A 25,842-nucleotide genomic window follows, 5' to 3' on the forward strand; every position below is an offset into this window, starting at 1 on the left:
CCTGTGCCATCCTTGATCCATGACCGCTGCACCAGGGACTCCATGAGGACTGCTTCGACCGGCCGCCTGCTGGCTCTGGACGAGCTGTTCGCGGACCACCTGCGGAGCCCCGGAGAGCAGCGCCGCGACACCGAGGACCTCGCCGCACAGCTCTTCACGGTTCTCGGCGATCAGCTGGCCGGGGTCCCGGCCGCGCTGCTGGAGAGCAGCGACCACGCCCGGACCGATCAGCCAGCGCGCAGCGCCCAGAGCATCCTGGCGTTCTCCTTCGGAGTCCAGGCGGCCACGGTCACCCACCTCAAGGGCTGGACCAGCGTGACCACGCCAGCGGGGACCACCGAGCGCCGGCTCCCGTTCTTCAGCTGGCTGGCCGAGAACTGGACCCGGCCCGCGGATCAGAACTCCGGCGAGCACGGCACGGAGCAGCCCCCGCGCGACACCCCGCGGTTCGCGCTCGGCTGGGTCGGATGGCTGGGCTATGAGCTCAAGCGGGAGGCCGGCGCGGCGGACCCGGACGGCGCGGCGGACCTGGCAGACACGCCGGCGAAGCCGAGCGGCCTGCCCGCCCAGGAGGCCGGTCTGTTCCGTGCCACACATGCTGTGGTCATCCACCATCACACGGGTGAGCTGGAGCTGCAGTGCCTGGACCCGGCAGCCGAGGCGGACTGGGAGCAGCAGGTGATCTGTGCACTGGGCCGGGTCGTGCCGGAGGGGACCCCCGAGCGCCAGCCCGGCGCCGCGGGCGCAACAGGCACTGCCGGTGGCGCTGCGACTGACACTCCAGCCCCGCGCGACGCGTCGGTCCTGCGCGACGTGGTGCTCCGGGATGCCCGCAGCGCCTATCTCGCGGCGATCGAGGAGGCCAAGCGCGAGATCACCGCGGGCAACAGCTACGAGATCTGCCTGACCACTGCGGTCACCGGGACGCTGGCACCCGGTCACGCACGCGGCGTCGAGCTCTTCGCGGTGCTTCGCGCCCGCAACCGGGCGCCCTTCACCGCGTACCTGAGCATCGGCGAGACCGAGATCCTCTCCACCTCGCCCGAACGGTTCCTCAGCGTCAGCGCGGGCGGCACTGTGCGGTCGGAGCCGATCAAGGGCACCCGGCCTCGGGGGGCCACCGCCGCCGCGGACCGCGCCCTGATCGAGGATCTGCGCACCCATCCGAAGGATCGGGCCGAGAACGTGATGATCGCGGACCTGACCCGCAATGACCTCTCGATCCACGCCGTCCCGGGCAGCCTGCGCACGGAACGGCTCTGCGCGGTGGAGACCTACCCCAGCGTGCACCAGCTGGTCTCCACGGTCAGCGCCCGGATCCCCGACGAGGTCCCACGAGCTCGGGTCGTCGCCGACGCCTTCCCGCCCGGGTCGATGACCGGGGCGCCGAAGATCTCCACGATGGACATCTTGGAGCGCCTGGAGACCGGGGCGCGCGGGCCCTATTCGGGCGTGGCGGGGTACTTCAGCCTGAACGGCGCCGCGGACCTCGCCGTGCTGATCCGCACCGCGGTGCTCAGCGGAGGCAGCGACGCCCGCCGCTTCCACCTGGGTCTGGGCGGCGCGATCACCGCGGATTCCGACCCTGCCGAGGAATGGGAGGAGATCCGCACCAAGTCGCGCGGGGTGCTGGAGGCGCTCGGTGCGCAGTTCCCGGACGCTGCGGACGACGCTAGTCGGTGAGCTGGTGATCGAAGGTGGCGAGCTTGTCCGCCTGCCGCTCCACGATCACATCGAACGTCTCGGCGTCCATGTTCGCGGCGCTGACCATCAGCAGGTGCCTGCCGTAGTCCACGCTCGCTGAGAAGCCGAGGACCTCCACCATGGACTCTCCGTCGTAGACCTCCATGTTCAGCTCGAGTCCACGGAAGTCGTGGGCCTCGAAGGGCTCGAAGTCCACCGAATCGGTCTCCCCCTCGAGCGGCGCCGCGGCGCAGGCCTCGGTGACCCGATCCCAGACGGCGCCTGAGTTCGGCGGCTCCTGAAGTCCGAGCATCCAGACATAGAGGCTCTCGGTGCGATCGGTGAGCTCACGCTGGTACTCCTGGACCACGCCGCGCTCCGGGCTCTCCCCGACGAGGTCCGCGTTGATCCGGTCCATCGCCGCAGCACATTCACCCTCGCCGAAGCTCTCGGTGTACACCTCTGCGGCCGCACCCAGCTGATCCTCGAAGAAGTCCAGCCCGGTCAGCGTGGAGTGGCTGTCCGGGGTGAAGGGGAGCTCCGACTCGGTGAGCAGGATCTGCGCGATCTCACGCTCGGTGAGCAGCTCCTCGGACGCAGGCGCGGGCGACGCCTCGGCGCCGTCGTCATCCTGGCTGCTCCCGTCCTCAGCGGAGGGGTCCTGGGCGGAGCCGTCCTCAGCGGAGGCGTCCTGGGGCGCCCCGGCCTCCGCACTCTGCGAAGGGAGGCCGCTCACGGATGCCGTGTTCTGCTCGGGACCCGAGTCCTGAGGGTCCGCAGAACAGGCCGTGGCGGCAAGCGTCACCGCGGCGGCGATTCCGAGCAGAGCCGATGCCCGGTTTGCGGAGGGCGCGCTTCGGCGAGCCGTCGAACGCAGTCCGCTCATGTTTCCTCAGGTCTCATCGGCGCAGGGTGGACAGGTGCCAGCAGGGCTCCGGCGTCCTCGGCAGAGAGTATATATGCTCGTCAAACGGGGCTCTACTGCAGCCCGGAGGTGAGCCGGAAGGTGTTGTCCAGGTAGCGCACGTGCCACGGCCTGCGTGCCCACTCCTGGAGGTCAAGCTCGGTGGAGAGCAGCAGGTAGTCGACGAAGACGGCTTCGATCTCGGCGACCTTGTCCACATCGACGATCATCAGCGTGACCTCGAGGTTCAGCGAGAATGACCGCATATCCATGTTCGAGGAGCCCAGGACCGCGACGTGGTCATCGATGATCATGAACTTCGCGTGCAGCACATCAGGATCCGGGTAGCGGAAGATCCGCACCCCGGCCTCGAGCAGGATCTGATAATACGACTGCTGGGCATGCTGGACGGTGAACTGATCGGCCTTCTTCGAGACCAGCACCAGGACCTCGACGTCGCGGTGCGCGGCATTGGTCAGGGCGTAGAGCAGCGAATCGTCGGGGACCAGGTACGGGGTGGAGATGATGATCCGGTCGGTGGCCTGGTAGATCAGGTCGTTGAAGAGCCTGAGGTTGTTCTCGTCCGGGAAGCCCGGGCCGGAGGGGACGACCTGGACCAGCGACCCTCCGGAGGAGGCTTCATCGGCCTCGAGGTCCACCAGCAGCTTCTCCCCGAGGTTCTCATTGGTCTCGGCGTACCAGTCCGAGGCGAAGACGATGTCGAGCCCGGTCACGGCGGGGCCGGTGAGCACCACGTTGAGCTCCACCCAGCGTCGGCCCATCCGCACCGCCGCGGGGCGCTGGTAGTGCGGCTCGATCAGGTTCGTGGATCCGGTCAGGGCCGTGATGCCGTCGATCACCACGATCTTGCGGTGGTTGCGCAGGTCGAGGCGGGAGAAGCGGCGGCGCAGCGGACGGATCGGCAGCACGCGGTGCCACTCGATCTTAGAGCTGCGCAGCCGCCGCTTCAGGCGGCGGTAGCCCTTGACCCGGGCGGTGCCGAGGTGGTCGAAGAGGAAGCGCACCTTGACCCCGCGCTCGGCCGCGCGCTCCATGGCGTCGAGGACCGGACCGGTGTATTCGGGGTCATCGCCGACGATGTAGAAGAGCACGTGGACGTACTCCCGCGCCTCATCGATCTGATCGACCAGCCAGGTGAAGGAGGCCTTGTAGTCGGTGATCAGGGTGAGCTGGTTGCCCTCCTGGATGGGGAACGCGCCGAGGTTGCGGTTGAGCACCGCGGTGGCGCTGAGCTGCTCATGCTCGCGCAGCTGGTCCGAGAGCTCCATCTGGCTGGTGGCCTCCAGCAGCGCCGCGTTCATCCGCCGCTGACGCTCCTGCCGTCGGGCGGAGAGCTTGCTGCGACCCAGGAGCAGGAACAGAGGAAGCCCGATCGCAGGGATGAAGAAGATCGCCAGCAGCCAGGCCATCGCGGTGTTGGGACGGCGGTTCGACGGGATGATGCCGATCACGGCCACCCGGACACCGATCTCGAACACGAGGATGCTCAGGAAGATCCCCTGCGGCAGGTCTTCCAGTCCCAACCCGCTGAATGGCCACAGCAATTCGTCCCCTCCCGATCCTTCCAGCACAGCCTACTGGGTCGACCGCAGTCGATCGCCCCTGGCGGGCCGCGCAGGGGCTAGGCTGTAGCCATGGCTGAGCACTTTCGTGATGACTCTGTGGCCGCCGTCGCCGTACGGATCGACGCCGAACACCCCAATGGAGCGGTCTTTGACCCGCACCAGCCCCAGCTGCGGATCACCGACCTCGGTGCCATCCGCGGAGACGGGATCTTCGAGACGATGTACGCCGTCAACGGGACGCCGAGGAAGCTCGACGCGCACCTTGCCCGGCTCCGTCGCTCCGCGGGCATCCTGGACATCGGCATCCCCCCGGCTGACTCCTGGGAGGCCGCCGTCGGGCTGGGCCTCGAGGAGTACCGCGCCCGGGGCGGGGTGCCCGAGGAGCTGGCGGTCAAGCTGGTGGCGACCCGCGGGGTCGAGAACGAGCCCGCCTCCGAGGATCCGGCCTTCGCCGGCACCTACTGGCTGATGCTGACCCCGGTCGCGGAGAGCATGCGGACCAACCGCGGCAAGCCGCTGGCCGTGACGCTTCTGGACCGCGGCTACGACTCCACCGCCGCTGAGCGCGCTCCCTGGCTGGTCCTCGGGGCGAAGACGCTGAGCTACGCGGTGAACATGGCGGCGCTGCGCCACGCCGATGCCAACGGGTTCGACGACGTCATCTTCACCACCTCCGACGGCCAGGTGCTCGAGGGCCCCACCTCCACGGTGCTGATCGCCAAGGCGGGCGCCGAGGGCGAGCCGCCGACGCTGATCACCCCGGTGCTGGAGACCGGCATCCTGCCGGGGACCACACAGGGCGCGATCTTCACCGCTGCGGAGCGGGCGGGGTGGAAGCTCGGATACGGTCCGCTCACCCCGGAGGACCTCTACGCCGCAGACCACGTGTGGCTGCTGTCCTCGGTGCGGCTGGCCGCTCCGGTGAACCGGATCGATGAGCACGAGCTCGCCGTGAACCCGGAGCTCACCGGTCAGCTGAACAGCTTCCTGGACCAGGACCTTCCGGTAAACCACCCGGTCGACTGAGCGCGCGAGGCCGACTCGGCTCGCCGGCGAGCGCCTGCGCCCGTCGGCTCTAGAGCTGACGGGCGTTCTGCAGCACCGGAACCAGCGCTCGGGTCTGGCTGACCACGTCTGGATCCACGTCGGCGACCAGCAGCTCAGGTGCGCTCCCGGCCTCCTGCAGCGGGACTCCCAGCGGGGAGACGATCATCGAATGACCGATCCCGGTGGGCGCTCCCTGCACCGAATCGACGCCGGCTGCGGCGGGGTCCGCCTGCCCGCAGGCAAGGATGTACTGGGTGGAGTCCAGCGCCCGGGCCTGGGCCAGCAGCCGCCACTGCTCCAGCTTGCCCTCCCCGGCGCCCCATGAGGCCGGCACCAGGGTCACCTGGGCGCCCGAACGGGCGTGGGCCGTGAAGAGGTTGGGGAAGCGGATGTCGTAGCAGGTGGCCAGACCGAAGGTCACCCCGTCGAGGACGAACTGCGCCGGGCTCCGGCCGGGCTGGACGCCGTCGGACTCTTTGAAGCCGAAGGCGTCATAGAGGTGGATCTTGTCGTAGGCGACGTCGATCTCCTCCTCGGGGCCGGCCGGGCCCACCGCGAGCAGGGTGTTGACCACGCGCGGGCGGCCGTCGCTGCTGGGCACCCCGGGGGTGAACATCCCGGCGACGATCACGATCTGCAGCTCCCGCGCCAGGGCGCGGACCGCCTCCGCCCAGGGCCCGGTGACCGGTTCCGCCACCGGGGGCAGCGGATGGCCGAAGGCGCGCTGGGCCGCCTCGGGGAAGACGACGACGCGCGCACCGGCCTGTGCGGCGCGGGCGGCGTAGTCGCGGATCAGCTCGAGGTTTGCTTCGGGATCCGGGCCGGTGGTGATCTGAGCGGCAGCGATGCGCATGGATCAGACCTCCGTGCGATCTCCGACCCGGCTGCGGAACTTCTTCACCGTGGAGCTGGCGCCGCGCTGGGAGAGCACCTGCACGGTGGCGGAGACGGCCGCGGAGCCGATGGAGAAGGCGAGCGCACGCTTGAGCGTCATCTCGTCATTCGCCACGCGGGGCGCATCATCACCGGTGGTCTTCTTCCACACGAAGTCGAAGATGCGAGTGGCGACGAAGCCGCCGGCCAGTGAGATGCCAAGGGCCATGCCCTTGTCCAGAAGCTTGTCCACAGTGTTCTCCTCAGGGGGTGGGTCGGTGTCCTGGTGTTACTCTAGTGCACGTCATTTAAGACACGACAGGGGAGCGCCCCTCGACGGAGGAACCCGGCTGAGAAGCCACGATTCCGTCGGCAGGGCGCTGAGAGTGGGCTGAAGGCCCAGACCCTCGCACCTGATCAGGTTAGGACCTGCGAAGGAAGTCGAGAATCTTCACTCGGATGCTCGGGCTGCGGCTCGAGTCTCACTCCTGCGTGCTTTTGGTCCACCCTCACTCAGGGAGAAGCATCATGAGCAGCAGAGAACGCGCGGTCAGCGCAGGCCGCGGCACCACCGAACACTCCCCCGCCCGATCCTGGCGCTGGTCGGTCTCCGACATCGTGGTCGCCTCGGTGCTCGCCGTCGCCTCCGGGGTCATCTTCTGGGGATGGAACCTCAGCTACCACCTGATCGGCAACCTCTTCGTCTTCTACCCGCCCGTGGAGACCCTGGTGCATGGAATGTGGCTCTTCCCAGCCGTCCTGGGCGCCCTGGTCATCCGCAAGCCCGGCGCCGCGATCTACTGCGAGATGGTCGCCGCCGCGGTCTCGGCCCTGCTCGGCTCCCAGTGGGGGCTGACCGTGCTCTCCTCCGGCTTCATGCAGGGGCTCGGCGCCGAGCTGATCTTCCTGGCAGTGGCCTATCGCCGGTTCTCCCTGGAGTTCGCGATGCTCGCCGGCGCAGCCTCCGGACTCACCGGGGGGATCACCTATCACTGGATCGTGCCGATGTACGCCTATGCGCCGGCGGAGACGATCATCCACATCGCCTCCTTCGCGCTCTCCGGGGCGATCATCGCCGGACTGCTCCCCTGGTTCGCCACCCGCGGACTCGCGGCGGCCTCGGTGCTGGGACCGCTCGCCTCTCGGCGCGCGCACCGGGAGCCGCGGCTGAGCCTCGGCCGTTCCCGTGGATGACCGCTCGGGCCCCGAGGAGAGCGGCGCCGACCTCGACGAGCCGAGGCTGACCCGCCGCGGACGGGGAGTCGCCGTCACCGCGCAGGGCTGGTCCTGGACCCATGCCGAGCGCGAGCGTCCCGCCGTGCAGGGACTGGACCTGCAGATCATCCCCGGTGAGAAGGTGCTCCTCGCGGGTCCATCGGGGGCCGGGAAGTCCACCCTGCTCCATGCGCTGGCCGCGGTGCTCCACGACGACGAGGCCGAGGTCCACGGCCAGCTGCTGCTCGACGGGGTCGCACCCGATCACGCCCGGGGCAGGGCAGGACTGATGCAGCAGGACCCGGAGTCGCAGGTGGTGCTCTCCCGGATCGGCGACGACGTGGCCTTCGCCGCGGAGAACCTCTCGGTCCCGCGGGAGCAGATCTGGACGCGGGTCAGTGCCGCACTCACCGACGTCGGCCTCGAGGGATTCTCGCTGGATCATCCCAGCGCGCAGCTCTCCGGGGGCCAGAAGCAGCGGCTGGCCCTGGCCGGGATCCTCGCCATGCGCCCAGGCCTGCTCCTGCTGGATGAACCCACCGCGAACCTGGACCCCGAGGGCCTGTGGCAGGTCCGTGACGCGGTGCTCGCCGCCGCCGAGGCCACCGGCGCCACGGTCATCGTGGTGGAGCATCGGCTCGAGGTCTGGGCCGAGCACATGGACACCCTGCTCGTGCTCGAGACCGGAGGCGGAATCCGGCGACGCAGCCCCGCCACAGACGTCTTCACCGATGCCGGGCTGCGCGCGGAGCTGGGCGGGATGGGACTCTGGGTGCCCGGCCGCGACCCGTTGCAGGAGCTGCCGCCGTGGCGGCCGGGATCACCGGGATCACCGGGGGATGATGCGACGGCGGGCGCCGAGGGTGGCAGCGATGCTGCGCCTCAGGCCGAGCCGCTGCTGCTCGCGGAGGGTCTCGCGGTCGGGCGCCACTCCCCCAAGGCCGGATGGCGCCGCGCTGCACCCGCCCCGCCGACCCTCACCGACCTTCATCTGATGATCCGCCGGGGACAGACCCTGGGCATCACCGGCGCGAACGGCGCAGGCAAGTCCACGCTGCTGCTGACCCTCGCCGGGCTGCTGCCCGCCCACGCCGGCGGCGTCTCCGCGACTGCCGCGCTCACCGGCGGTGGCGGTGGCGGTGAGCGACTGTCCCGGGACCCGCATGAGTGGCGCTCAGCGGACCTGGTCGCCAGGATCGGGATGGTCTTCCAGGAGCCGGAGCACCAGTTCGTGCGCAGCACCGTGCGTGAGGAGCTTGCACTGGGCGCCGAACAGGCCAGGATCCCTGGCAGCGCGGACCCGCTGTTCTCCGAGCAGCAGGTCGAAGCACGTGTGTCCCGGCTGCTGGACCGGCTGGGGCTCGCAGAGCTCGCCGAGGCGAATCCGTTCACGCTTTCGGGCGGGGAGAAGCGTCGGCTCTCGGTGGGCACGGTGCTCTCGGCGGGGCCCGAGGTGCTGATGCTCGATGAGCCCACCTTCGGCCAGGACGCGCGCACCTTCGCCGAGCTCATCTCGCTGCTGCGCGAGCACCTGGACTCCGGGGGCACGGTGCTCGCGGTCACCCACGACGCGGGCTTTCTGCGCGCGCTCGATGCGCAGGAGCTCCAGATCCAGGCCGCGGAACGGCCTGCACCGGACACCGCGGACGAATCCCAGGCTCCGGGCGGGCCGCTCTTCGGCGCTGCGCGCTCCCCGTCCTGGCTGGGACGGCGCAACGCGCTGGCCAAGCTCATCGCGGTGTTCCTGATCACCGCGGCGCTGGTGATGACCATCGACGCGGTGAGCTCCGGCGTCGTCATCCTCGCCAGCTTTGCGCTGCTGCCGCTGGCCGGGATCCGGCCGGCGGGGTTCCTGCGGCGGATCTGGCCCTTCGCTGCGGGCGCGGTGGTGGCCGCCTGGGGCACCGCGATCGCCGCCGAGGAGTCCGGCCGGGTGGTCGCCGACCTGGGGTTCACCACGATCAGCGAGGGGTCGATCGCGCTGGGCCTCGCGCTGGGCGCGCGCGCCTTCGCGATCGTGCTGCCCTCGGTGATCGTCTTCTCCACCACGGACCCGACCGACCTGGCAGACTCCCTGGCGCAGCAGCTCCGGCTGCCGGCGCGGTTCGTGCTCGGTGCGCTGGCGGCGATGCGCCTGCTCGGCCTGCTGGCCGAGCACTGGACGACGATCGGTCACGCCCGCCGGGCCCGCGGGGTGGGCGCGCACGGCGGGTTCGCGGCCCGGATGCGCAGCACCGCCTCGCAGGCCTTCGGGCTGCTGGTCCAGGCCATCCGGATGGCGACCCGGCTCGCGGTGACCATGGAGTCTCGCGGCTTCGGCGCGGGTCCGCGCAGCTGGGCCCGTCCGTCCCGGTTCAGCCCGGCAGACCTGCCGGTGATCCTGGGCGGCGCCGCGATCGGCGCGCTGGCAGTCAGCGCGGCGATCCTGAGCGGAGCCTGGAACCTCGTCTGGACCTGAGTCGGTCGGTTCGCGGCGGCGGACTGCACCGGACCGGCGCCGGCGGGCTGGTCAGCCGCGGGAGGGCGGGATGTCGCGGCTGATCCGCTCCACGGCGCTGGCGAGCTCGTCGTGGGTGAGCAGGTCCCTGCGCATGTGCTTGGTGCGGTAGCCGGAGCGGCCCACCACATGCGCGCTGACCGGGGCGGTGAGCAGCTGCAGACCCCAGGCGAGCAGCACGATGGCCACCCATTCCCAGGACCGCCAGGTGATCGCCGCGGCGAGCAGCAGCGAGAGCAGGCCGAGCACCTGGGGCTTGGTCGCGGCGTGCATCCGGGAGTGCAGGTCGGGCAGCCGGACCAGGCCGACGCCGGCGGCCAGGGACATCAGCCCGCCGAGCACCAGCAGCACCGAGGCCACCGCGTCGAGGATCAGGTCCGCGTCGAGCGAGTCAAACATCGCGATCCTCCTGTCGCTCCTGCTGCGTCTGCTTCTGGGCAGCTGCGCTGGCGTCCGGGCGGGCGTCTGGGCGGGCTGCCGTGTCGGCGTCCTGCGTGTGCTCCGACTCAGGATCTGCGGCGGCGTCTGTGCCCGCGTCTTTGCTGGTGGCGGCGCTCGGGCCAATGCCCGCGCCTGCGTCGGCGCTCTGGGCGTCGTGGCGGCGCGGAGTGAAGCCCGAGCGGGCCAGGGCCGAGAACCAGGAGGTGGACTCATCCTCCTCAGGCTCGAGCCCGGGCATCCGCGGGGTGCTCACGGGGTCGTGCGGCGCCTCCGGTTCGTTCTCCGCGGCGGCACCGGGGATCGCCGGGGCCACCGGCGGGGACGGGTAGGGGTCCTGCTCCGAGGTCTCGGCGGCGACCTCCTCGGGAGAGCGCACGACCACATAGCGTGCGATCGCCACGGCACCGAGGAAACCGATCACCGCGGTGATCACGACGAACAGGATGAAGTCCTGATGGTCGTTGACCACCATGTCCACGATCATCATCGAGGCCACGATGATGAGCATGACGTCGAGGCTGATCACCCGGTCCAGCACGGACGGGCCCTTGTAGATGCGGTAGACGCTGCCGAGAGCGCCGAGCGCGAGCAGGAGCTGGGTGATGTGCACAGCGATGTCGAGCATCAGTGCTCCACCTCCTCGATCGTGGTGCGCTCGGGAGAATCTGCGCTGGCCGCGATGTCGGTGCGCTCAGGGGTGCGTCCGGCAGCCCGTTCGGCGTCCCGATCGGCTTCACTGGGACCGCCGCCGCGGTGGATGAAGGGAGCGTCGCGCTCGGTCTTGGAGAAGCCAGACATCCGTCCCAGCCGCTTCTCCGCCTTGACCACTGCCACATCGGAGCGGTTGCCGCAGGTCATGATGATCAGCGCCTCGGTCCTCAGCGCATCCTGCCGAATCCTCTCGGCGTCTTCGTCCGAGTCGACGTCCAGGGCGTGGAGATACAGCGTGGCCGTGGTCCTGTCGACGTCGAGGACCAGGGAGCCGGGGACGAGGGCCAGCGCGTGACCGGTGAGGGTGACGATCAGGTCGTCATGGCTGCGCAGCTGCACCGAGATGATCGAGTTCTTCACCTTGGGACCGACGGCGACGGCGATCCAGGAGACCTGGAAGGAGGCCGCGATCATCTTCACCAGGAAGCGCAGCGTGAAGACCAGCCCCCACCAGAGGTTCAGCCGTCCGCTGCCGCGCAGCGGCGGCAGGTAGAACACCCGGACGATGATCGTGGCGTAGATGGCCCCGATGAGGAACGTGCCGAGGGTGAAGTCCTGCCATATCGCCATCCAGAAGAAGCCGAGGAAGCAGATCAGCGGCAGCTCCAGCTTCAGCGGAGTCTTGGGTCGCTTCATCACTGATCATCCCCGTCCGGGATCTCCGGGACGACGACGGCGTCCTCGTCGTCGGGCTGCAGCGAGGTCTCCACCGGAGCATGATCGGCCGCGCCGTCGTCGTCGAGCTCGTAGTCGATCAGGAAGGTGGCCGCGAACTCCTCGAGCTCCTCGCGGACGCCCTCGGTGCGCTCGGGCCCGAAGACCGCCTCCAGGTAGGGGGTGCGCTCATACATGTCTTGGGCCGCGGCGCGGGAGAAGTCCATCAGCGGGCCGGCGAAGACGCTGAACGCCAACGACATCGCCACCAGGGTCGCGGTCGGGGCGACCATGGACATCGGCAGGTAGCGCTTGTTCGCCGCCCGGGAGTGGGCCAGCGTCTTGGACATCAGCTGGCGCTCCGGGGTCTCGTCGGCGTCCTCGGGCTTGCGCCAGAAGCCGCGGGTCCAGATCCTCGCCACCGCCATCAGGGTCAGCAGGGAGGTCAGCACGGAGGCGATCACCAGGGTCCAGGTGATCCAGGTGTTCTCCGCGATGCCGCCCTGCATCATCCCCAGCTTGCCGACGAAGCCGGAGAACGGCGGGATCCCGGCGAGGTTCATCGCCGGGATGAAGAACAGCAGTCCCAGCACCGGGGAGATCTTCGCCAGCCCGCCCAGGCGCAGCACGTTCGAGGTCCCGGACCGACGCTCGATCAGGCCGGTGACCAGGAACAGGGTGGTCTGGATGGTGATGTGGTGGGCCACGTAGTAGATCGTGGCGGCCATGCCGATGATGGAGCTCAGCGCGAGGCCGAAGACCAGATAGCCGATATGGCTGATCAGGGTGAAGGAGAGCATCCGCTTGATGTCCGCCTGGGCCAGCGCACCCAGGATGCCCACGATCATGGTCAGCGCCGCCACGATCATCAGTGCGGTGTTGATCCGCTCTCCCGGGAAGAGCAGCGTCTCGGTGCGGATCATCGCATAGATCCCGACCTTGGTGAGCAGGCCCGCGAACACTGCGGTGACCGGGGCAGGTGCCGTGGGATAGGAGTCCGGGAGCCAGAAGGCGAGCGGGAAGACCGCGGCCTTGATGCCGAAGGCCACCAGCAGCATCACGTGGAGCGTCAGCTGGGTGCTCGGGTCGAGGTCGCCGAGCTTCAGCGCGAGATCGGCCAGGTTCACCGTGCCGGTGGCGGCGTAGATCATCCCGATCGTGATCAGGAACAGCATCGAGGAGACGATCGAGACCACCACATAGGTCACGCCCGCCCGGATCCGGGATTCGCCGCCGCCCAGGGTCAGCAGCACATAGGAGGCGGTCAGGAAGATCTCGAAGCCGACGTAGAGGTTGAACAGGTCTCCGGCGAGGAAGGCGTTGGAGACGCCGGCGACCAGGATCAGGTAGGTGGGGTAGAAGATCGAGACCGGTCCGGAGTCGTCCTTCTCCTCCGCAGCACCCTGACCCACCGCGTAGAGCAGCACGCACAGGGTGATGATCGAGGAGACCACGAGCATCAGCGCCGCGAACCGGTCGATCACCATCACGATGCCGAAGGGCGCCGGCCAGCCCGCCAGGTGGATGGCGTGCGCACCGCCGTTCCAGACCTGGCTCAGCATCGTGACCTCGAGGATCACGGTGAGCACCAGCGCACCGACGGTGATCGCGCGCTGGGCTGACTTGTTGCGGTAGAAGGCGAAGGCGAATCCGGCGCCGAAGAATGGGATCAGCACGGCCAGCGGGGTGAAGTTGAGCAGCTCGGTGTTCATCAGCGCTGGCCTCCTTCGGTCGGGTCGGGGCCGTCACGCGGATCTGGGTCCGTCGCGGCGCCTGGGTCGGCACTCACGTCTGGGTCGGCGGTGGGATCAGCGTCGGGGTCCACCGGCGGCTTCCGGCGCGGCCCGTCGGCGCGACCGGCACCGATGGTGACGTCGAGCTGATCCGGATGCACGCCGGCGCGGGCGTCGGTCTGCGTCCACGCCTCGTCGCTGCCCTGTACGTCGCCGGTGCCGCGCACGGCATCGGTCTCGTCGACGGCAGCCGCGGCGTCCACCGTGTCGGTGCCACGGCGCGGATTCAGCAGCTGAGCACCCGAGGAGTCCGTGTCGTCGGCGAACTCGGTGGTCTCGGTGGCGAGCTCCGCATCCTCCTCCGTGTCATGGACATTGGCGTAGGAGGCGATCCGGCGGTCTTCCTCGTCGTCGGCGAGCTCATCCTGGCGGGCCAGCACCCAGGAGCGGTAGATCAGCGCCAGCATGAAGCTGACCAGGGCGAAGGCGATCACGATGGCGGTGAGCAGCAGCGCCTGCGGCAGCGGGTCGAGATACTCCTCCGCCCCGATCTCCGGATCGTAGATCGGGGCGAGTCCCGCGCGGCCACCGGTGTGCAGCAGAAGCAGGTTCACCCCGTTGGAGATCAGGATGATGCCCAGCAGCACTCGGGTCAGTGAACGTTCCAGCAGCAGGTAGATGCCGATGGCGAAGAGCACGCCCATCAGCACCAGCAGGGTCAGGTTGACGGTCATCGGGCCACCCCCGCGGAGGTCTCGCCATGGATGCCGTGTGCCGTGATGCTGGCGCGCTGGCCCTCACGCTCGCTGCGGACGTCGATCTCGGAGCCGAGGCTGCGCAGGATGTCCACGATCAGGCCGATGACCACCAGGTAGACGCCGACGTCGAAGAGGATCGCCGAGACGAAGTGGTGCTCGCCGAAGATCGGGAGGGTGAGGTAGAAGTCGAAGGACTGGAAGGCCTGTCCGCCGGCGATCAGCGGGGCCAGTCCGGTGAAGCAGGCGATCGCCAGGCCCCAGCCCATCAGGGCGCCGGCGGAGAACGGGATCGCGGCCTCGAGCTCGTAGCGTCCGCCGGCCAGATAGCGCAGCACGAAGGCGAGTCCGGCGAGGAGGCCGCCGGCGAAGCCGCCGCCGGGCAGGTTGTGTCCGGCCAGCAGCAGGTAGAGCGAGATCATGATGATGCCGTGGAACATCAGCCGAGTCACCACCTCGAAGACGATGCTGCGATGCTCCGGCGCCACGGTGCGTCCGGCCACCAGCCAGGCCTCGCGGGCCACGGTGGCGAAGGAGCGGGCGACCTTGATCTCGCGGACCTGGCGCGGGGAGAGCGCCTTGTCCGAGAGCACCCGGCCCACGGTGCCGCTGGGCACCTCGTGGAGCTCGCGGCGCTGCACGTCGCGGCGCTTGACGAAGATCAGCGAGGCGACGCCGGTCGCGGCGGCGGCGAGCACGGTGATCTCCCCGAAGGTGTCCCAGACCCGGATGTCCACCAGCGTGACGTTGACGATGTTGGCGCCCTGGCCGACCTCGTAGGCCATCCAGGGGTATTCCATGGAGATCGACTCGGCGGTGCGGGAGTTCATCGCCATGACCGCGACCGCCATCATCACGGCCCCGAAGCCGACCCCGAGGGCCGCCCGGCCGAACTTGAACCGGGTGGGGCTCTGGGTCCAGATGCCGGCCGGCAGGCTGCGCAGCGCGAGCACGAAGACCACCAGGACGATCGATTCGACCAGCAGCAGGGTCAGCGCGAGGTCCGGGGCGCCCTGCAGCGCGAAGATCCCGGCGATCCCCCAGCCGCAGAGCGAGACCATCAGCACCGCCATGAAGCGTTTCGGGGCCCAGATCGCGCCGGAGGCTCCGGCCAGGATGACCAGGGCGAGCACCACCTGCAGCGGCTGCTCGGCGATGATGAAGGAGTCCACCATCCAGCGGTCGGAGATCCCGGCACCTCCGGGGGCGCCGAAGATCACCACGCTGAGCGGGACCAGGGTCGCCACGGCGAGGATGATGAACAGGTACCAGCCCAGGGCGCCGCGCTGGGTGCGGGCGGTGACCCAGGAGGAGAGCATGTCGACCCCGCGCACCGTGGCGCGGTAGCCGCGCTCGGCGTCGAACACCGGGGGGATCCTGGTCTGGACCCGGGCAAACGGCTCCCGGGCGCGGAAGAGCGCGTAGCCGAGCACCCAGGTCAGCACGGAGAGACCCAGCACCGGAGTCAGTCCGTGCCAGAGCGCGAGGTAGGTCGGCTCCACGCCGGGCTCAACCGGGGCGAAGAGCGAGGAGAAGGGCTCCACCAGCGCCTGCACCGGCTGCGGGAACAGCGCCAGCGCCACGGTGGCCACGGCGAGGATCATCGGCGCAGCGAGGAACGCGCGCGGCACCGGACCCTTGAACACGATCGGCGACAGCGCAGCGCCCGAGGACCCGCGCTTGGTCGCGAAGGCGCCCCAGAGGAATCGGGCGGAGTAGGCCACGGTCAGCGCCGAGCCCAGCACGACGCCGGCCAGCACCAGCCAGCCCCAGGGCAGCGGCGAACCGCTGCCGTTGGCCTCGGCGTAGCCGAAGAAGGACTCGAAGACCACCTCCTTGCCCACGAAGCCGAAGAGCGGCGGCAGCCCGGCCATGGAGGCGGTGCTGATCAGCGCCACGATGAACAGCGGACGCTGGGTACGGGCGAGCCCGGAGAGCCGGCGCAGGTCCCGGGTGCCGGACTGGTGGTCGATGATCCCGACGACCATGAACAGCGCCGCCTTGAACAGCCCGTGGGCCAGCAGCATCGCCAGTCCGGCGAGCGCGGCGTCCTCGGTGCCCAGCCCGTTGACCATGATCAGGAAGCCGAGCTGGGAGACCGTGCCGTAGGCGAGCACCAGTTTGATGTCGGTCTGGCGCAGCGCCCGCCAGGCGCCGACCAGCATGGTCAGCAGGCCGAGTCCCAGCACCAGCGGCAGCCAGAAGGTGGATTCATGGAAGCCCGGGGCGAAGCGGGCCACCAGGTAGACGCCGGCCTTGACCATCGCGGCGGCGTGCAGGTACGCCGAGACCGGGGTGGGTGCGGCCATCGCGGCGGGGAGCCAGAAATGGAACGGGACCAGCGCCGACTTCGAGAGCGCCCCGAGCAGGACCAGCGCCACCGCGATGTCCACGGCGGTGGCTGTGGCCGGGTCGGAGACCAGCTGCGGGGCGGCCGCGAGGATCTCGGAGAGCCGGTAGCTGCCGGTCAGCTCCCCCAGCCAGAGCAGCCCCACCAGCATCGCCAGGCCGCCGAAGGTGGTGACCAGCAGCGCCTGGATGGCGGAGCGGCGGGCGTAGATGCGGTGCGCGGAGAAGCCGATCAGCAGGAAAGACAGGATCGTGGTGAGCTCCCAGAACACGAAGAGCATGACCAGATCGTCGGCGAGCACCAGGCCCAGCATCGAGGCTGCGAAGGCGAATAGCTCCGCGGCGAAGGGTCCCGCGGCCCGCTCGGAGGAGGAGAAGTACCGGGCGCAGTAGAGCATCACCAGGGCGCCGACGCCGAGGATCAGCACCGACATGGCCAGCGCCAGCGCGTCGATGCGGAACGCCAGCTCCACGCCGAACTGCGGGATCCACTCGATCACCTCGGCCGGCGGGGCGTTGGGCTCGCCGATCCCGGCCGCCTGGTCGGCCTCGAGCACCGCCGGAACATAGCTGAGGATCGCGACCAGGGCGACGGCCAGGACCGCGGCGAGGAAGAAGAAGGTGCGCCGACCGAACCGGTGGAACAGGAAAGGGGTCAGGATGCTGATGGAGAACAGCACAGCCAGCATCCCAATGATCATGTACCCCGCTCCTCTCCAGTCATCAGCTCCTCGCACGCCCTGCTGCGGGTCCCTGAGGACAAGATTCTGCGGCGGCAATCATCCTAATGTTAACAAACTGGGGTTACCATGCCCAAATGCGCAGCATCCAGCCCACCGCGGCCGCCGCCCTCGCCCCGCTGAAGAAGCGACTCATCGCGGTCTGGAGCCTGTGGAGCTGGGGCAATGCCACGGTGAGCGCGGTGATGGTGACCTTCGTCTTCGGCACCTACATCGCGGACGCCGTCGGGCCGGGAGGTCAGGGCACGCAGTACCTGACCACTGCGAACACCATCGCCGGGCTGATCATCGCGCTCACCGCCCCGGTGATCGGGCAGCGCGCGGACAACGGCGGCCGACGACGACGCTGGCTCGCCGTGAACACCCTGATCGTCATCGCGCTGGTCGCCGCATGCTTCTTCGTGAAGCCGGACCAGGCCTATCTGGTCCTGGGCGTGACCCTGATGGCCACGATGACGCTCTTCGACGAGTTCGCGAACCTGAACTACAACTCGATGATCACCGACATCGCGGACTCCCCACGGATGGGCCGGGTCTCGGGCATCGGCTGGGGCTCCGGCTACCTGGGCGGCATCGTGATCCTTGCCATCGTCTACTTCGGCCTGGTCGCCGGTGAGCCGCCGCACCTGTTCGGGCTCGGCGAGGACGAGATGGTCAACGTCCGGGCCGTGGCGCTGGTCGCCGCCGCCTGGTTCCTGATCTTCTCGCTGCCGCTGCTGCTGACCCCGCTGAAGACCGCGGACCAGGACGTGGTCCAGGAACGGGTCAGCATCCTGGAGTCCTACCGCCGGCTCATCGGACTGATCATCGGGCTCTGGCGCGAGGACCGGAACACCTTCTGGTTCCTGGTCTCCTCGGCGATCTACCGCGACGGACTCTCCGCGGTGTTCACCTACGGCGCGATCCTCGGCGTGACGGTGTTCGGGTTCAGCACCTCAGACATCCTGCTCTTCGGCATCGCCGGCAACGTGGCCGCGGCCCTGGGAGCGTTCATCGGGGGCTGGTTCGATGACCGGGTCGGTCCGCGACGGGTGATCGCGACCTGTGTGACCGCCCTGATCCTGACCGCCGGGATCCTGTACTTCCTCGACGTGGAGCGCAGCTTCGGGGCCTTCGTGATCACCCCGACCGGCGCGTTCTGGGTCTTCGGCCTGATGCTCTGCGTGTTCGTAGGGCCGGCGCAGTCCTCCTCGCGGGCGTTCCTGGCTCGGCTGGCGCCGCCGAGCCGCGCCGGGGAGCTCTTCGGGCTCTACGCCACGGCCGGACGCAGCGTGTCCTTCCTGACCCCCGGGCTGATCGCGCTGCTGCTCTTCAGCGCCGGCGGCAGCGACAAGGCGATCATCCTGGGGGTAGTGGTGATCCTGAGCCTCGGGCTGGCCACCCTGACGCTGGTGCACAACCCCACCGGACCGGCGAAGATGCGCGAGCACCGGGTGCCCGCGCGGGGCTGACCTCAGGGGGTGAGTCAACGGGGAACGCCGGATCGGCCTACCTGATGATGGTGCGGTGGAAGTTCACGTGGCTGCGCGAGGCCGTGGGCCCGCGCTGACCCTGGTAGCGGGACTGGTGCGCCCCGGCGCCGTAGCTGTACTCGGCGGGCGAGGTGAGCCGGAAGAAGCAGAGCTGACCGATCTTCGAGCCGGGCCACAGCTTGATCGGCAGCGTGGCCATGTTGGAGAGCTCCAGGGTCACCTGTCCCGAGAACCCCGGGTCGATGAACCCTGCGGTGGAGTGGGTGAGCAGCCCCAGCCGGCCCAGCGAACTTTTCCCCTCCAGGCGCGCCGCGACGTCGTCGGGCAGGGTGACCGACTCGTAGGTGGCGCCGAGCACGAACTCCCCAGGATGGAGGATGAAGGGCTCCTCCGGGTCCACCTCCACCAGTCGGGTCAGCTCCGGCTGGTCCGCGGCGGGGTCGATGTGGGCGTACTTATGGTTGTCGAAGAGCCGGAACATCCGTTCCAGTCGCACGTCGACGCTTGAGGGTTGGATCATCGAGGTGTCCAGCGGGTCCAGCTTGATCCGCTCGGCGTCGATCTCGGCTCGGATGTCTCGATCAGATAGCAGCACCCGCCCAAAATACCCCAGCCCGCCTCTGCTCGGGGCGAGATGGGCCCGCTCGCATTGCATTCTGTGCGCGTCCGTGATCGCGTAGAGGCATGACTGAGACTCCCAACACCCAGCCAGAGCAGACCCCCGCCACCGATGCAGCCGCCGAGCAGGCCGGGACCGCCGCCACGCTCGAGCAGGTCCTGATCCAGGGCAAGGACGGCAACGCGCAGGCCGGAGAGATCATCCGGACCTTCCTGACCAGCAGCGTCTACTTCCTCAGCCCTGAGGAGGTCAACGACGAGACCGGGTCGGTGAACCCGCTGACCCTGCAGGACAACGAGGGCAACCCGCTGATCGCGCTGTTCAGCACCAGCGGGAACATCCCCGATGACTACAAGGAGCACGCTCCGCACGCCGTGGAGGCCCCCGGGGTCGCCATCGTGCAGTCCATCACCGGCGCCGGCATCATGATCGACGCAGGCCAGGAGCACGGCTTCCAGATCTCGGCCGAGGGTGTGGAGCGGATCCGCACCGACTTCATCAGCCCCGCCGAGGAGGCCGAAGCCCAGCAATGAGCTGAGCTCCGCTGAGCGGCTGGCTCGCTCCGCCCCGACCGGGGCTAGAGTGATGAGCTGAATCTGCTGCTCGAGCCGGGAGGAATGTCATGGGTGCCGTCCTCTCCGGCTTCACCATCATCTGGCTGATCATCGGCGTCGGCTGGATCATCGGCAGGTTCGGGGTCCTGGGCCCGGATGCGCGCGTGACCATGAGCCGCGTGGCGTTCTTCGTGGCCTCACCCTGCCTGCTCTTCGTCACCATCTCCGAGTCCTCGTTGCGTCAGGTGCTGGGTCCGCAGTTCGTGATCGCGGCACTCGGCGCGCTGAGCACCCTGGTGGTGTTCATCCTGATCGGCCGATTCCTTCTGTTGAAGGGCCGGGCCGGATCCGACCTGATGATCGGCGGCATGAGCGCCTCGCTGGTCAACGGCGCGAACCTCGGCTTCCCGATCGCGGCCTACGTCCTGGGCGACGTCGCGCTGGCCGCGCCGATCATCATGTTCCAGCTGGCGATCTACACCCCGATCTACGTCACCGCACTGGATCTGCTCACCCGCAACCAGGGCACGACGACGAAGGTGCGGCCCCGGCCGCGGATCTCGGCCCTGCGCAGCATCGGGCAGTCCGCGGTGAACCCGATGATCATCGGCGCCTCGCTGGGTCTGCTCTTCTCCTGGCAGGGGCTCAGCTTCCCCACTCCGGTGCAGGAGGCCATCGAGCTCCTCGCCGGCGCCTCGATCCCGCTGATGCTGCTGGCCTTCGGGCTCTCGCTGGTCGGCAGCCGACCGCTGGACAAGGCCGCCGGGCGGCGGCGTGACGCGTTCCTCGCTGCCGGGCTCAAGCTGATCCTGCATCCGCTGCTGGCCTGGCTGCTGGCCGGCGTCATCTTCGGGCTCGAGGACCATCAGGTGCTGGTCGCCGTGGTCATGGCGGCCCTGCCCACCGCACAGAACGTGCTGGTCACAGCCGTGCGCTATCAGGCCGGTGAGGTGATCGCCCGCGACACCGTGCTGCTGACCACCATCTTGGCGATCCCGACGGTGGTGCTCGCCGCGGTGCTGCTGGGCTGAGAGGCCGGGCTGGTCTGAGTCGCCGGGCTGATCTGGGCTGATCTGCGGCCGGGTCGATCCTCCCGGGACGCGGGCCGGTCATTGCTACCCTGAACCCTATGTCGCAGGCCCATCACTCCGCTCCGCCGCCCCCACCGGAGGCGTCCGGGCGCCCTGATCGCCGCCGCGGGCTGCTGGTGGCGTGGGCGGCCGCGCTGGTCATGGGGATCGCCGCCGGCGGCGTCGCGATCTGGCAGGTCAGCGACGAGATCTACACTCCCCGGCACACCGCACAGGAGTACTGGGAGACGATCAGCCAGGGCAGCGGCTCCGAGACGCTGGGGTTCTTCGACCCCGCCTCGCTGGAGGCCGCCGAGGGCGACCCGGTGGACAGCCTGCTGCTCGACGGTGAGCCGCTGGCGCGCAGCACCGAGGGCGTGGAGAACCTGCGGTTCGGGGAGGACCCCGAGCGGCGGGGCGGCGCGGTGATGCAGTTCGACGTCGAGGACGAGAGCTTCCAGACCCAGCTGCCCATGGAATCCCACGAGAACACGCTGGCCTTCTTCCCGGACTGGGAGCTCACCGCGGCGTCGATGAGCCAGCTGGAGATCGACGTGCCCGGCGCGGCAGCCGGTGGGATCGCTCAGATCAGCGTCAACGGAGAGCCGGTGAACCTCCAAGACGACTCCGCGACGCTGCGCACCTACGTCCCGGCCGTGGTGGAGATCGCGGTGGACAGCCAATGGCTGGTCGGCGCCTCCCGCTATGTGGTGGTCCAGGACGTCGGCGAGGACGACGACGCCCAGGCGCACCAGATCACGCTGGAGCTCGAGGCCTCCGACGCCGCCCAGGACGTGCTTCACGAAGAGGTCCAGGCGTATCTGGACTCCTGCGCCGAGCAGCAGGTGCTGATGCCCGCGGGATGTCCGATGGGGATCAACACCCCCAACCAGGTCGCCACCGAATCGATCAACTGGCAGATGCCCGACCCGCAGGAGCTCACGCTCGGCTTCGACGAGGACGGCTGGGAGATCGCCGACACCGCTCTGCAGGCCACGATCGCCTTCGACTCCCGGCACTTCCACGACGGCGCCAGCCTCGAAGAGAGCCACCTGGTGGACTTCGACCTGGACATCGAGGTCGGCGCCAGCGGCGAAGAGCTGATCATTGCGGTCTCCGGATCCGACTGACCCGTTCTGTAGACTCTGGCCCTGTGGCTGCCCAGAAGACTGCGATCCGCGACACCGCGGAGACTCGGTCTGCCGTCGACCCCAAGGCGCTTGAAGCCGTCGGGCTCAGCTCGGTCCAGGTCCTGGAGCGCAACCGGCTGGGGCTGGCCAATGTCCAGCCGCGCACCACCTCCCGCTCGATCACCGACATCCTGCGCACCCACCTGATGACGCTGTTCAACCTCATCATCGGGATCTGCGCGCTGGCGATCATCCTGCTGGGACGCTGGCTGGACCTGCTCTTCGCCGTCGCCGCCGTCGCCAATGTCATCATCGGGCTCTTCCAGGAGTACAGCGCCAAGCGCAAGCTCGACGCGATCGCGCTGCTGCACCAGGACGAGGTGCGGGTGCTGCGCGACGGGATGCTCCTGCAGATCCACCGGGAGCAGATCGTGCTGGACGATGTGGTCGAGCTGCGCCGCGGCGATGAGATCCCTGCCGACGGCGAGGTGCTGCGCTCCGAGGGCCTCGACGTGGACGAATCCATGCTCACCGGGGAGTCCGATGCCGTGGCCAAGCGCCGCGATGACCGGCTCCTCTCCGGGACCGCCGTGGTCGCCGGCTCCGGCAGGTTCCGCGTGACCGCCGTCGGGGAACGGGCACACGCAGTGCGGCTGGCCACCGAGGCCAAGCAGTATCAGAAGATCAACTCCGAGCTGCGTCGGGCGATGGAGAAGATCGCCCTGTGGCTCTCGCTGGTGCTGGTGCCGATCGTGGCGGTGGTGCTCAACGGGCAGATGCAGGCCTTCGGCGGCTGGAACGCCGCCTGGGAGTCGGGGCAGTGGCGGGACGCGCTGGTCACCTCGGTGTCCTCGGTGACCGCGATGATCCCGCAGGGGCTGGCCCTGATGACCACCATCGCGTTCGCCGTCGCCGCCGTGAAGCTCTCCAAGGAGAACGTGCTGCTCCAGGAGCAGCCGGCCGTGGAGATCCTGGCCCGGGTGGACGTGGTCTGCCTGGACAAGACCGGCACGCTGACCGACGGCACCATCGCCTTCCACCGCGCCACAGCGCTGGACCCGCAGGGCTTCGACTCCACGCGGCGCCGCCACCCGGAGTCCACCGCGCTGGAGGGCACCGAGGAGTGGGAGCAGGTGCTCGCCTTCTTCGGCGCCGACGAGCGCGCCAACGCCACCGCGGCCGCACTGCGCGCGCCCTACACCGCCCTGCCCCGGCATCGCGTGGCCAGCCAGGTCCAGTTCTCCTCCGCCCGGCGCTTCTCCACCGTGAGCTTCGCCGAGGACGCCGGCGGCCTGGCCGGTCACTGGGTGCTGGGAGCCCCGGAGATCCTCCGCGGGGACTCCACCGATCCGCAGGTGCACACGGAGCAGCTGCTGCGCCGCACCGATGAGCTCTCCAGCCGCGGGCTGCGAACGATGCTGCTCACCCATGCGCCCCTGGACGGTCCGCTCCTCGCCGGCGGCACCGGCCCGCTCGGACGCGGGCAGCGGCTGCCATCCGGCATGGTCCCCGTGGCCCTGCTGGCCTTCAAGGAGAACGTCCGCCCCGAGGTCCACGCCACGCTGGAGTATTTCCGCGAGCAGAACATCGCGCTGAAGGTGATCTCCGGGGACTCCCCCAAGACGGCGGCGGCGGTGGCGCGCGAGGTGGGCATGGTCATCGAGGGCGACGCCATGGACGCCTCGGCGCTGCCCGAGGACCCGGCGGAGCTGCGCGAGGTCCTGGAGCACCACTCGGTGTTCGGCCGGGTCTCGCCCGAGCAGAAGCGCACCATGGTCGAGGCGCTGAAGGCGGCCGGACATGTGGTGGCGATGACCGGCGACGGGGTCAACGACGCCCTGGCGATGAAGAAGGCCGATCTGGGGATCGCCATGGGCGACGGTGCCCCGGCCACCAAGGCGGTGTCCCGGATGGTGCTGCTCGACGGTCGCTTCGACCGGCTGCCCTCGGTGCTCGAGCAGGGACGCAAGGTCATCGCCAACACCGAACGGGTGGCGCACCTGTTCCTGTCCAAGACCGCCTACGCGATCCTGCTCGGACTGATCTACGGGCTGCTGTTCTGGGAGTTCCCGTTCCTTCCGCGCCAGTTCTCCACGGTGGACTTCCTGATGATCGGCTTCCCGGCGTTCTTCCTGGCGCTGATGCCCAATCCGCGGCTCTACCGACCGGGATTCCTGCGCCGCTCGATGCTCTTCTCGATCCCGACGGCGATCGCGATCGTGCTCGCGGTGATCACGGTCAGCGCCTTCGGCCGCTACCTCCAGGAGCCCGCGGCCGCGATCCAGACCGCGGCCACACTGTGCCTGACCGCGGTGGGCCTCTGGGTGCTCAATGTGGCGCTGCGTCCGCTGACCTTCCCGCGCGTGGCGCTGATCGGGACCATGTACCTGCTGCTGGCCGCGGTGCTGCTGGTCCCGATCTCCCAGCAGTACCACCTCTTCGTCATGCCCTCGGCCGAGCTGCTGGCCGCCGCGTTCGTGGCCAGCATCCTGGGCTGCGGACTGGTCGAGGTCGGCAGCCGAGCCGTGACCGCGCTGACCGAACGCCGATCAGCCGCGTGAGCCGGGTTCGGGGCCCGGGCAGGGGCCGGGGCAGGGGCGGGGGCTCGGTCCGGACCCGGGAATTTCCGGTCCGCCGCGGACGCTGGATAATGAACCACGTGATCATCAACCCTTCTTCATCGAGAGTGAGCCGAGCATGCTGAGGACCGTCATGGGCGGCAAGATCCACCGCGCCACCGTGACCCACGCGGACCTGCACTACGTCGGGTCCATCACGGTGGACGCCGACCTGCTCGACGCCGCAGGGATCGTCGAGGGCGAGAAGGTCCAGGTGGTCGACATCACCAACGGGGCCCGCCTGGAGACCTATACCATCGCCGGTCCACGCGGCTCGCAGGTGATCGGCATCAACGGCGCGGCCGCCCACCTGGTGAACCCCGGGGACCTGGTCATCCTGATCACCTACGTGATGCTGGATGCGAAGGAGCTCGCCGATCACCGGCCCCGTGTAGTCCACGTGGACTCCGAGAACCGCATCGTGGCCCTGGGCCAGGACCCGGCGGAGCCGGTGCCGGGCGCGGTGGACCAGCTGGACCCGCGCACCGCCGTGCTCAGCTGACCGACACGAGTGGTCGGGCCCGGCGGAGGACTCGGGGTGTGACCAGGCTTGAATCAGGGTCCATCAGGGGTCATGGCCGTGACATCGGCGTGCAAAGCAGACTAGGTTCTAGAGGGACTCGTAAGACACGAGAGAGACATTCACCAACGGAACGGAGTTGACCATGCGACTGTTCACACTGGGCGCCGGCGTAGCCATCGGCTACATCATCGGCAGCAAGCGCGGCAAGGCAGAATTCGAGCGGAGTCTCAACGCCGTGAAGAAGAGCGCCGCGGAGACCTGGAAGGATCCCAAGGTCCAGGAGACCGTCACAAAGGCCGGAGAGACCGCCAAGCAGTATGTCTCCACCGTGGCTGACTCGGTCAAGAAGCAGGCCAACGACGCCGCTTCCCCGGTCACCGACAAGGTCGTCGACGCCGCGGCGCTGGCCGAAGACGCAGTCAAGAAGGCCGGCAGCAACGCCGAGAAGCTGGTCGATCAGGCCGCCGACAAGGTCCAGAAGCAGGCCGAGGAAGCTGAGAAGAAGTCCGGCGGAGCCTCCAGCGGCAACGGTTCGAACACGTCGTCCAGCTCGTCCTCCACCGGAGGATCCTCGAGCAGTGGCAGCACCGGCGGGGCCTCCAACAAGCCGTCCGGCAACAACGGACGCTGACCTCAGGTCTTGAGCCGCGGGCTCTGAGCCTCGGGCC

The 25,842-nt window shown here is 69.2% G+C and carries 22 protein-coding genes and 1 riboswitch; of the genes, 11 read left to right on the forward strand and 11 right to left on the reverse strand.

Annotated elements, in window-relative coordinates:
• The first annotated feature begins 42 nt into the window (after positions 1–42).
• A complete protein-coding gene (locus BCL67_RS05760) occupies positions 43–1,683 on the forward strand; it encodes an anthranilate synthase component I family protein (protein ID WP_106122496.1) in 1,641 nt (546 codons plus the stop codon).
• Here BCL67_RS05760 and BCL67_RS05765 read toward each other — a convergent pair.
• Complete coding sequence (locus BCL67_RS05765) at positions 1,673–2,419, reverse strand: hypothetical protein (RefSeq protein ID WP_146131087.1); 747 nt, start codon at positions 2,417–2,419, stop codon at positions 1,673–1,675. The genes BCL67_RS05760 and BCL67_RS05765 overlap by 11 nt on opposite strands.
• Positions 2,420–2,661: 242 nt before the next feature.
• Complete coding sequence (gene cls / locus BCL67_RS05770; RefSeq protein WP_106122498.1) at positions 2,662–4,152, reverse strand: cardiolipin synthase; 1,491 nt, start codon at positions 4,150–4,152, stop codon at positions 2,662–2,664.
• A 90-nt stretch (positions 4,153–4,242) separates the two neighbouring features.
• Here cls and BCL67_RS05775 point away from each other — a divergent pair, with 90 nt between their 5' ends.
• Positions 4,243–5,199, forward strand: coding sequence for an aminodeoxychorismate lyase (locus BCL67_RS05775; protein WP_106122499.1), 957 nt, complete (start codon positions 4,243–4,245; stop codon positions 5,197–5,199).
• Positions 5,200–5,248: 49 nt separating this feature from the next.
• On the opposite strand, the gene BCL67_RS05780 is transcribed toward BCL67_RS05775, so the two are convergent.
• Entirely contained in the window at positions 5,249–6,073 is an 825-nt protein-coding gene (locus BCL67_RS05780) for a carbon-nitrogen hydrolase family protein (RefSeq protein WP_106122500.1), read from the reverse strand.
• Positions 6,074–6,076: 3 nt separating this feature from the next.
• Positions 6,077–6,346 carry a DUF4235 domain-containing protein gene (locus tag BCL67_RS05785; RefSeq protein ID WP_106122501.1) on the reverse strand — a complete coding sequence of 90 codons (270 nt, stop codon included), beginning with the start codon at positions 6,344–6,346 and terminating at the stop codon, positions 6,077–6,079.
• A gap of 57 nt (positions 6,347–6,403) precedes the next feature.
• Positions 6,404–6,550: riboswitch (TPP riboswitch) on the forward strand.
• Between the two features lie 71 nt (positions 6,551–6,621).
• Between BCL67_RS05785 and BCL67_RS05790 the strand changes: the two genes are divergently transcribed.
• Positions 6,622–7,287 carry an ECF transporter S component gene (locus BCL67_RS05790; protein ID WP_106122502.1) on the forward strand — a complete coding sequence of 222 codons (666 nt, stop codon included), beginning with the start codon at positions 6,622–6,624 and terminating at the stop codon, positions 7,285–7,287.
• The gene (locus tag BCL67_RS05795) at positions 7,280–9,766 is read left to right on the forward strand and encodes an ATP-binding cassette domain-containing protein (RefSeq protein ID WP_258174784.1); all 2,487 of its coding nucleotides are present in this window, start codon (positions 7,280–7,282) and stop codon (positions 9,764–9,766) included. Before BCL67_RS05790 ends, BCL67_RS05795 begins: the two co-directional genes overlap by 8 nt.
• A 51-nt stretch (positions 9,767–9,817) precedes the next feature.
• Here the strand turns inward: BCL67_RS05795 and mnhG are convergent, their stop codons facing one another.
• Genes mnhG through BCL67_RS05825 form a run of 6 tightly spaced genes read right to left on the reverse strand, consistent with a single transcriptional unit; the run spans position 9,818 to position 17,149 of the window.
• A complete protein-coding gene (gene mnhG, locus BCL67_RS05800; protein ID WP_106122503.1) occupies positions 9,818–10,204 on the reverse strand; it encodes a monovalent cation/H(+) antiporter subunit G in 387 nt (128 codons plus the stop codon).
• The gene (locus BCL67_RS05805; RefSeq protein WP_106122504.1) at positions 10,197–10,871 is read right to left on the reverse strand and encodes a monovalent cation/H+ antiporter complex subunit F; all 675 of its coding nucleotides are present in this window, start codon (positions 10,869–10,871) and stop codon (positions 10,197–10,199) included. Before BCL67_RS05805 ends, mnhG begins: the two co-directional genes overlap by 8 nt.
• Positions 10,871–11,593 (reverse strand): Na+/H+ antiporter subunit E, encoded by a 723-nt coding sequence (locus BCL67_RS05810; RefSeq protein WP_106122505.1) that lies wholly within the window; start codon positions 11,591–11,593, stop codon positions 10,871–10,873. Before BCL67_RS05810 ends, BCL67_RS05805 begins: the two co-directional genes overlap by 1 nt.
• Positions 11,593–13,323, reverse strand: a complete 1,731-nt coding sequence (locus tag BCL67_RS05815; RefSeq protein ID WP_106122506.1) for a Na+/H+ antiporter subunit D — start codon at positions 13,321–13,323, stop codon at positions 11,593–11,595. The genes BCL67_RS05810 and BCL67_RS05815 overlap by 1 nt, the downstream gene beginning before the upstream one ends.
• The gene (locus tag BCL67_RS05820; RefSeq protein ID WP_106122507.1) at positions 13,323–14,078 is read right to left on the reverse strand and encodes a Na(+)/H(+) antiporter subunit C; all 756 of its coding nucleotides are present in this window, start codon (positions 14,076–14,078) and stop codon (positions 13,323–13,325) included. Before BCL67_RS05820 ends, BCL67_RS05815 begins: the two co-directional genes overlap by 1 nt.
• Entirely contained in the window at positions 14,075–17,149 is a 3,075-nt protein-coding gene (locus tag BCL67_RS05825) for a Na+/H+ antiporter subunit A (protein WP_258174786.1), read from the reverse strand. The genes BCL67_RS05820 and BCL67_RS05825 overlap by 4 nt, the downstream gene beginning before the upstream one ends.
• Positions 17,150–17,265: 116 nt before the next feature.
• Between BCL67_RS05825 and BCL67_RS05830 the strand changes: the two genes are divergently transcribed.
• Positions 17,266–18,639, forward strand: coding sequence for an MFS transporter (locus tag BCL67_RS05830; protein WP_219886414.1), 1,374 nt, complete (start codon positions 17,266–17,268; stop codon positions 18,637–18,639).
• A 37-nt stretch (positions 18,640–18,676) separates the two neighbouring features.
• Here the strand turns inward: BCL67_RS05830 and dcd are convergent, their stop codons facing one another.
• Positions 18,677–19,255: a dCTP deaminase gene (dcd, locus tag BCL67_RS05835; RefSeq protein WP_106122509.1), complete on the reverse strand. Its 579-nt coding sequence runs from the start codon at positions 19,253–19,255 to the stop codon at positions 18,677–18,679.
• Between the two features lie 89 nt (positions 19,256–19,344).
• Here dcd and BCL67_RS05840 point away from each other — a divergent pair, with 89 nt between their 5' ends.
• From BCL67_RS05840 to BCL67_RS05865, 6 genes are all read left to right on the forward strand, one after another.
• Positions 19,345–19,812, forward strand: coding sequence for an SseB family protein (locus tag BCL67_RS05840; protein ID WP_106122510.1), 468 nt, complete (start codon positions 19,345–19,347; stop codon positions 19,810–19,812).
• An 89-nt stretch (positions 19,813–19,901) separates the two neighbouring features.
• Complete coding sequence (locus BCL67_RS05845; protein ID WP_106122511.1) at positions 19,902–20,864, forward strand: AEC family transporter; 963 nt, start codon at positions 19,902–19,904, stop codon at positions 20,862–20,864.
• A gap of 98 nt (positions 20,865–20,962) precedes the next feature.
• A complete protein-coding gene (locus tag BCL67_RS05850; RefSeq protein ID WP_106122512.1) occupies positions 20,963–22,033 on the forward strand; it encodes a hypothetical protein in 1,071 nt (356 codons plus the stop codon).
• 23 nt (positions 22,034–22,056) lie between these two features.
• A complete protein-coding gene (locus tag BCL67_RS05855) occupies positions 22,057–24,594 on the forward strand; it encodes an HAD-IC family P-type ATPase (RefSeq protein ID WP_106122513.1) in 2,538 nt (845 codons plus the stop codon).
• Between the two features lie 136 nt (positions 24,595–24,730).
• Positions 24,731–25,153, forward strand: a complete 423-nt coding sequence (gene panD, locus BCL67_RS05860) for an aspartate 1-decarboxylase (RefSeq protein ID WP_106122514.1) — start codon at positions 24,731–24,733, stop codon at positions 25,151–25,153.
• A 163-nt stretch (positions 25,154–25,316) separates the two neighbouring features.
• Positions 25,317–25,805 (forward strand): hypothetical protein, encoded by a 489-nt coding sequence (locus BCL67_RS05865; protein WP_106122515.1) that lies wholly within the window; start codon positions 25,317–25,319, stop codon positions 25,803–25,805.
• The last annotated feature ends 37 nt before the right edge of the window (positions 25,806–25,842 follow it).

Origin of the sequence: Nesterenkonia sandarakina (assembly GCF_003003175.1) — a bacterium.
GTDB classification, from domain to species: domain Bacteria; phylum Actinomycetota; class Actinomycetes; order Actinomycetales; family Micrococcaceae; genus Nesterenkonia; species Nesterenkonia sandarakina_A.